At 38.4% G+C, this 6,239-nt stretch carries 8 protein-coding genes; 7 read left to right on the top strand and 1 reads right to left on the bottom strand.

The genetic code is table 11. The annotated features are described in order from the left end of the window. The first annotated feature begins 209 nt into the window (after positions 1 to 209). The 6 genes from BVH04_RS19870 to BVH04_RS19850 all read left to right on the top strand — a co-directional run bounded on the left by BVH04_RS19870 (position 210) and on the right by BVH04_RS19850 (position 4,947). Positions 210 to 446, top strand: a complete 237-nt coding sequence (locus BVH04_RS19870) for a hypothetical protein (RefSeq protein WP_086543218.1) — start codon at positions 210 to 212, stop codon at positions 444 to 446. Beyond that, on the top strand, positions 433 to 1,098 hold the full coding sequence (locus tag BVH04_RS19865; RefSeq protein ID WP_086543217.1) for a family 16 glycoside hydrolase: 666 nt from the start codon (positions 433 to 435) through the stop codon (positions 1,096 to 1,098). Before BVH04_RS19870 ends, BVH04_RS19865 begins: the two co-directional genes overlap by 14 nt. Positions 1,099 to 1,175: 77 nt before the next feature. Beyond that, positions 1,176 to 2,942 (top strand): DUF885 domain-containing protein, encoded by a 1,767-nt coding sequence (locus tag BVH04_RS19860; protein WP_086543221.1) that lies wholly within the window; start codon positions 1,176 to 1,178, stop codon positions 2,940 to 2,942. Positions 2,943 to 2,977: 35 nt separating this feature from the next. Further along, complete coding sequence (locus tag BVH04_RS26215) at positions 2,978 to 3,265, top strand: GDP-mannose 4,6-dehydratase (protein WP_240510989.1); 288 nt, start codon at positions 2,978 to 2,980, stop codon at positions 3,263 to 3,265. Positions 3,266 to 3,293: 28 nt separating this feature from the next. Next, positions 3,294 to 3,917 (top strand): NAD-dependent epimerase/dehydratase family protein, encoded by a 624-nt coding sequence (locus tag BVH04_RS19855; RefSeq protein ID WP_240510988.1) that lies wholly within the window; start codon positions 3,294 to 3,296, stop codon positions 3,915 to 3,917. A 91-nt stretch (positions 3,918 to 4,008) separates the two neighbouring features. After that, the gene (locus BVH04_RS19850; protein WP_086543216.1) at positions 4,009 to 4,947 is read left to right on the top strand and encodes a 3-keto-disaccharide hydrolase; all 939 of its coding nucleotides are present in this window, start codon (positions 4,009 to 4,011) and stop codon (positions 4,945 to 4,947) included. Positions 4,948 to 5,400: 453 nt separating this feature from the next. Here the strand turns inward: BVH04_RS19850 and BVH04_RS19845 are convergent, their stop codons facing one another. Then, positions 5,401 to 5,601 carry a hypothetical protein gene (locus BVH04_RS19845; protein ID WP_086543215.1) on the bottom strand — a complete coding sequence of 67 codons (201 nt, stop codon included), beginning with the start codon at positions 5,599 to 5,601 and terminating at the stop codon, positions 5,401 to 5,403. Positions 5,602 to 5,890: 289 nt separating this feature from the next. Between BVH04_RS19845 and BVH04_RS19840 the strand changes: the two genes are divergently transcribed. After that, complete coding sequence (locus BVH04_RS19840) at positions 5,891 to 6,229, top strand: type II toxin-antitoxin system RelE/ParE family toxin (protein ID WP_086543214.1); 339 nt, start codon at positions 5,891 to 5,893, stop codon at positions 6,227 to 6,229. The last annotated feature ends 10 nt before the right edge of the window (positions 6,230 to 6,239 follow it).

The raw sequence follows: 6,239 nt of genomic DNA, 5'->3' as shown, positions 1-6,239 counted from the left end.
ATTATTTTCGACTGGGATTCAACAGATTTTCAGCAAGCAGCTTGAAATCAACCAAAACGAACCATTAAAAAGCGTCAAATTAAACCAAATGGAGGTTTTTAGACGAACTGACGTTGACAGTAATGCAACACAACCGTAGAAACAATCTTAATGATTAATAACAGGTAAGCCGAAAACTGAATAGCGTAAGCGAATTAAATTAAAAAAAAATGAAACACATTAAATTTTTAGTAATCTCAATATTTTTCGCTTCGACACTTTTTATCGGTTGCAAAAATTCGAGTGACTCAAAAGAAACTTCATCCGAAAAAACAGAATTGACAGATGCCGAAGATGAATGGGTTTCAATTTGGAACGGTAAAGACTTAACTGGCTGGCATACCTATTTCAATAGCCCTTTTTCTGCTTATGACATAACTCAGGAGGTTTTTTTTGGGCTTGGATAATCCTACGCAGGACATAATTGATGTAGTCCAACTGAAGGATGGCAGTGCAATACGCATCTCAGGGACCGCTTTTGGAATGATGTTTACCGAGCAGGACTATGGCAACTATCATCTCAAACTCAAAGTTAAATGGGGCACTGACAAGCATGCACCGGTAGAAAATTCACTCAGGAATACTGGTTTGCTCTACCATGGATTTGGTGAACCCGGATCTGCATATGCCTATTTGAATACGGTGGAATTTGAAATTCAAGAAGGTAACATGGGAGATTTCTGGCCAATAGGAGATATAGAAATCGATGTTCCGAGTAAACCTACAGATAGTAAATTCCATCAATATGATGAAAATTCACCGCGTCGAACCTACTCAACTACTAAGTTTTATAAAGATGGACTAACAGAATATGTCGAAGTAGGCTTAATGGATAGTTTGGTGAAAATGTATGTGAAAAAGTTTCCAGATAAAGAAAATAAGCATGGAGAGTGGAATGACATTGACCTAATCTGCTTTGGAGATTCAAGTATACACATGGTCAATGGTACTATTGTTATGAGACTATTTAACTCAAAAAAGCCTTCGGACAGAAAAACCCCTGCTTCGGACAGAAAAAAGGGTGTTCGTCCTCAAACGTTTTTCCGCAAGAGTTTATAATTCAATTTTAAACGAAGAAAAATAATATCTTAACGAACCCCGTGCGGTGTCAGCACAAAAAAAACGGACAAAATTCTATGAAAAAAGTAATGATATGTCTCTTGATGATGCTTCCGCTCATCGGCCTTTGCCAAACAAAAAAATCGGAACTTACTTCAATTTCAGAAGTTTATGATAGTTTTTATGAAGGCTGTTTGGCCTTAAATCCCGCTTATGGAAATTTTTTTGGAGTCAACAGGTATTTTGATACGCTGCCTAATAACCTGACGGACGAATTTAGAGCCAAAGAAGTTGCCCTTTATCAATCGCACCTCGATAAAATTCAGCAATACGACAGAGCATCACTCAGTGCCTCAGACCAAATAAACTATGATGCTATGATTTGGTACTGTAAAAACAAACTGGGTGTCAATCATAATTTTGTAAAGTATTTACCCATTGACCAATTTAATTCGGTCAATCTGTATATCGCACAAATGGCGTCGGGAAGTAGCGTTCAACCTTTTGCTACCGTGGCGGATTACGACAACTGGACAAAAAGACTAAAAGATTACAATGTCTGGCTTGATACTGCCCTCGAAAACATGAAAAAGGGCATTTCCTTAGGCTACGTGCATCCAGAAAGTATTGTAAAAAAGATAATCCCGCAATTTGAGGCAATGGCACAAGGCCCTGTAACGGAGCATTTGTTTTACAGTCCGGTTAAAAACATGCCCGAAAGTTTCACTCCAGCCGAAAAATCAGCCATTGAAACTACCTACCAAAAAATCATAAAGGAAGACATCATTCCGAGGTATGAAAAATTAGCGACATTCTTTAAAACGGATTATCTAAAAGCTGCCCGCTCCACTTCAGGTATTGGAGTTTTACCGTCTGGTCCTGATTATTATAAAAATCAGATTGAATACATGACCTCCACAAGCCTTTCGGCAGATTCTATTTTTGCTTTAGGAAAATCTGAAGTAGCCAGAATTAGAGCAGAAATGGAAATGGTTAAAAACGAAGTTGGTTTTAAAGGAAGCTTGCTCGATTTTTTTAATCACGTGCGTACCAATAAAGACTTAATGCCCTACACCGACCCGCAACAGGTGTTAGCTAACTTTGATGCTATTCAAAAACGCGTGGCACCGCAACTTGAAAAGTTGTTTGATAAAACCCCTAAAACTCCTTTTATGGTAAAACGAGTTGAGGCTTTTCGTGAAAAATCGGCAAGTGCACAATACAATCCGGGCAACCCTGACGGCTCAAGACCGGGTGTTTTCTATGTCCCCATTCCAGATGTCACCAAATATAACGTGAACTCTGATGAGGCCTTGTTTTTACACGAAGCTATTCCTGGGCATCATTATCAATTAATGTTGTCTATAGAAAACAAAAGTATTCCTGACTTTAGAAAGTTTACGGCCTCTGGAGCCTATATAGAAGGTTGGGGATTATACGCTGAATCTCTCGGAAAAGAGTTGGGACTGTATAGCGACCCCTATCAATATTTTGGCATGTTAAGTGCAGAAATGCACCGAGCCATACGATTGGTGGTAGATGTTGGACTGCACCATAAAGGTTGGACGCGTGAGGAAGCCATAGCTTATTCTCTCGAGAATGAAGCGTCATCGGAGGATGAAACTATTGCAGAAATAGAACGCTACATGGTCATGCCAGCACAGGCACTATCCTATAAAATAGGACAGCTTACCATTTTGAGATTACGAAAAGAAGCCGAAAATAAGTTGGGTGATGCATTTGACATTAAAGCCTTTCATAATATTATGCTTGATGCTGGTGATATGCCGCTTGCAGTATTAGAACTACGGGTTAAAACTTGGATTGAGAAAGAGGGGAAGTAGAAAAAGAACAATAAAAAAATCAAAACTTAAAAATCATGAAAAAAGTAGGCATTATCGGAGGATCTGGCTTCATAGGAAGCTATAACACCCAGAAATTTTTGAGTGAAGGGTACAAAGTACGAGTATCTACCACAGACATTGCAAACAAAAGCAAATACGAACATTTGCAAAGTTTGAATAATGCCGAAAACTTAGAAATAGTACAGCTCGATGTAGAAAACAAAGCGGAGCTTACAAGTTTTTTGAAAGGTTGCCAAATCGTGGTTCACGGCGGAACACCCTTTCAATTGGACGTAAAAGACCCCGAAAACCGAACTCTTTGACCCAACAATAAAAGGAACAGAGAATTTCTTGGAAGCACTTCAGCAAACGAAAGGGATTGAAAAGGTAGTGTTTATTGCTTCGGTGGCGGCATACAATACCAATTTTCCAATGCTGCCAGAAGGTAAAATAGCTACTGATCAAATCTCGGAAAGCGACAAACCATTTTATAGCGAAGAAAGCCATCCTTATGCCCAGGCAAAGTTCTTAGCCAATCAAAGAGTGGACGCATTTTTGGAAGCAAACCCTAAGCTAAATTTTGAAATAGTTACCGTATCTCCAGTGGGTGTCATGGGGAAATCTTTATCTGCCAGGGAAGATTCTACTTCTACGGGTATTCAGTTTTTGTTCAAAAATAAAATTGCTCCCAACCCCTTTATTCAGATGCTCTACGACATCGATGTGCTTTGGGCATTGGTAGATGTAGAAGACGTTGCAGTTGCCATTTTTGAAGCTGCTATGAAAGATGGTAATCATGGCAAAAACTATTTATTGAGTGGTGAAAGTTATAAAATTTCTGATATAACCTTGATGCTCAACCACCAAAAGCCAATTGGAAAACCATCAATAGTATATACCAACGAACTGGCGAAACAAGACTTAGGAATGAGTTTTAAACCAGTGGAGCTTACTTTGAATGGGTATGATTCTTAGAAATTAGAGAAAAATCGGGATAAGCCGAAGCGTTGGCCAGGCAAAAACTCTTCCGGTAGGTATCGGAGGTGTAGGAAATAAATAAAACAAAATGAAACACATTAAATTTTTAGTAGTCTCAATATTTTTAGCTTCGATACTAATTATCGGGTGCAAAAATTCGAGTGACTCAAAAGAAACTTCATCCGAAAAAACAGAATTGACAGATGCCGAAGATGAATGGGTTTCAATTTGGAATGGTAAAGACTTAAATGGCTGGAATACATATTTCAATAGTCCTTTTTCTGGTTTTGACAAAACCCAGAAGGGTTATTTGGGCTTGAATAATCCTAAACAGGACGTAATTAAAGTAGTCCAATTTGAGGATGGTGATGCAATACGTATATCAGGGACAGCTTTTGGAATGATGTCTACCGAGCAGGACTATGGCAACTATCATCTCAAACTGAAAGTTAAATGGGGCAAGGACAAACACGTACCGAAAGAAAAAGAATTCATGGATAGTGGTTTGCTATATCATGGATTTGGTGAACCTGGGTCTTCCTATGCCTGGATGAATTCGCATGAAATGCAAATTCAAGAAGAAAACATGGGAGATTACATAGCAATAGGTGACATAGAGATGGATGTTCCGAGCAAACCTATGGATGGTATTTTCTATCAATATGATGAAGATTCAGCGTTTCGAACCTACTATGGCACTAAATTATTTAAGGATGAGCGGCTAGTAGAACCAGTAGACAATTTTAATGATACTTATGCAAAAATGTATGTGGCTAAGGATGCAGACAAAGAAAATAAGTATGGAGAGTGGAATGACATTGACTTAATCTGCTATGGAGATTCAAGTATACACATGGTCAATGGCACTGTTGTAATGAGATTATTTAACTCAAAAAAAACGAGCGATAAAAGCCCTGTTAGACATGGAAAAATTGGACTTCAATCGGAAGGTGCTGAAGTATTTTATAAAGACATTAGGCTTAAAAAGATTAATAAGATGCCAGCAGAACTTGTGACTAAAGAGTAAAAAACTTCAATAAAAAACACTACTGCCAACAACTAGGTTTTCGTGCGGCTTGCAAAGCCAAGCATGAAACCGCTGTTGCACGGAACCGGTGAAGTTCCTACGGGGATTGAGTCAGGATTTTATTGGGATTTGGACGATGGGAAGGCTCAAAAAAATTCACTTCAAGGCTTTGGTTTCCATTAAAAAGTAAACTATCGCTAGTATTCCAGCCCTTTTGAACCTTGTTTGGAAGGGCTGTTTTATGACTGGAACATAGCTTCTCCAGCCCGATAAAAATCAGGAATTAGAATTGGATGGATAGGGATGAAAAGTTCGCGTTCGGAGGTCCTCTTTTTGGCACGCGCTGAATACTTACCATGCTTTCCTTCTGGCAGCAGGAGCAATATCTTGGATTATATACTTCAAGTATTCTGTGTTCTTTCTCTGGAAGTGGGATTACTAGTTGTTGGTGGATCAATGGAATTGACATCGCTTTGGCTGAGCTTCCAAGGATGCCAGCTGCACCGCATCCAATCGTACTCTTGCCTTTTTGATGAGGACAGATAAGGCATTTCGTTCTTCTACAGCTGCTTGAATTTCATCTGGCCTGATGTCTTTGTTCTTTTTTTGTAAAGCAGTAAGCCGATTGATTTCATGAGCTAGGGTGTGTTTCATCCGTCATGGGCCCTTTTTTATTTTTTGTTTGCCCCCGTTGGAGTGACCATCTATTTGGTCTGAATTCATCATTCAAAGTAAACTTATCGAGTGTAAGCTAGAGCTTGATCTTTGCCCATTTGGAAATTTTATGGATTCCTCGAAGTAAGTTTGTCATTGGAAAGGTCCGTACTAAAACACGCCGCAGCTCACCTTGATAAACGTTATTAAAAACACAAAAAATCAGTCTTCATTAAAAACTTTGTTTCCTATTTAAGAAACAATTATACTTGTATAAATTTGGAAATGAATGAGCCAGAAATTTAAGATCGAATTACTTGAAGAGGTAAATCAATTTCTAAACGGACTTAATGAAAAGGCACGGGATAAAATCATTTACAATCTGACGAAATCTCAAATTGTCAATGATAACGAACTCTTCAAAAAACTTAATGACAACGTTTGGGAATTTCGAACTCTTCACAACAAAACCAAATACCGACTTTTAGCTTTTTGGGATAAAACCCACAAAACCGAAACTCTTGTTGTTTCAACTCACGGAATTGAAAAGAAAACGGCCAAAACACCAAAGAAAGAAATTGAAAAGACAGAGCGTATAATGAAACAATATTTCAATGCTAAAAAATAGTGACATGGAA

Source organism: Algoriphagus antarcticus (assembly GCF_002150685.1).
Taxonomy (GTDB): domain Bacteria; phylum Bacteroidota; class Bacteroidia; order Cytophagales; family Cyclobacteriaceae; genus Algoriphagus; species Algoriphagus antarcticus.
Note: the sequence above shows the minus strand (reverse complement) of the source record. Positions and strands in the feature narration are given on the sequence as shown.

Coding starts and splice junctions, on each gene's coding strand:
- BVH04_RS19840 (WP_086543214.1), top strand. CDS start 5,891: ATGAGCCAGAAATTTAAGATCGAATTACTTGAAGAGGTAAATCAATTT.
- BVH04_RS19860 (WP_086543221.1), top strand. CDS start 1,176: ATGAAAAAAGTAATGATATGTCTCTTGATGATGCTTCCGCTCATCGGC.
- BVH04_RS26215 (WP_240510989.1), top strand. CDS start 2,978: ATGAAAAAAGTAGGCATTATCGGAGGATCTGGCTTCATAGGAAGCTAT.
- BVH04_RS19845 (WP_086543215.1), bottom strand. CDS start 5,601: ATGAAACACACCCTAGCTCATGAAATCAATCGGCTTACTGCTTTACAA.
- BVH04_RS19850 (WP_086543216.1), top strand. CDS start 4,009: ATGAAACACATTAAATTTTTAGTAGTCTCAATATTTTTAGCTTCGATA.
- BVH04_RS19870 (WP_086543218.1), top strand. CDS start 210: ATGAAACACATTAAATTTTTAGTAATCTCAATATTTTTCGCTTCGACA.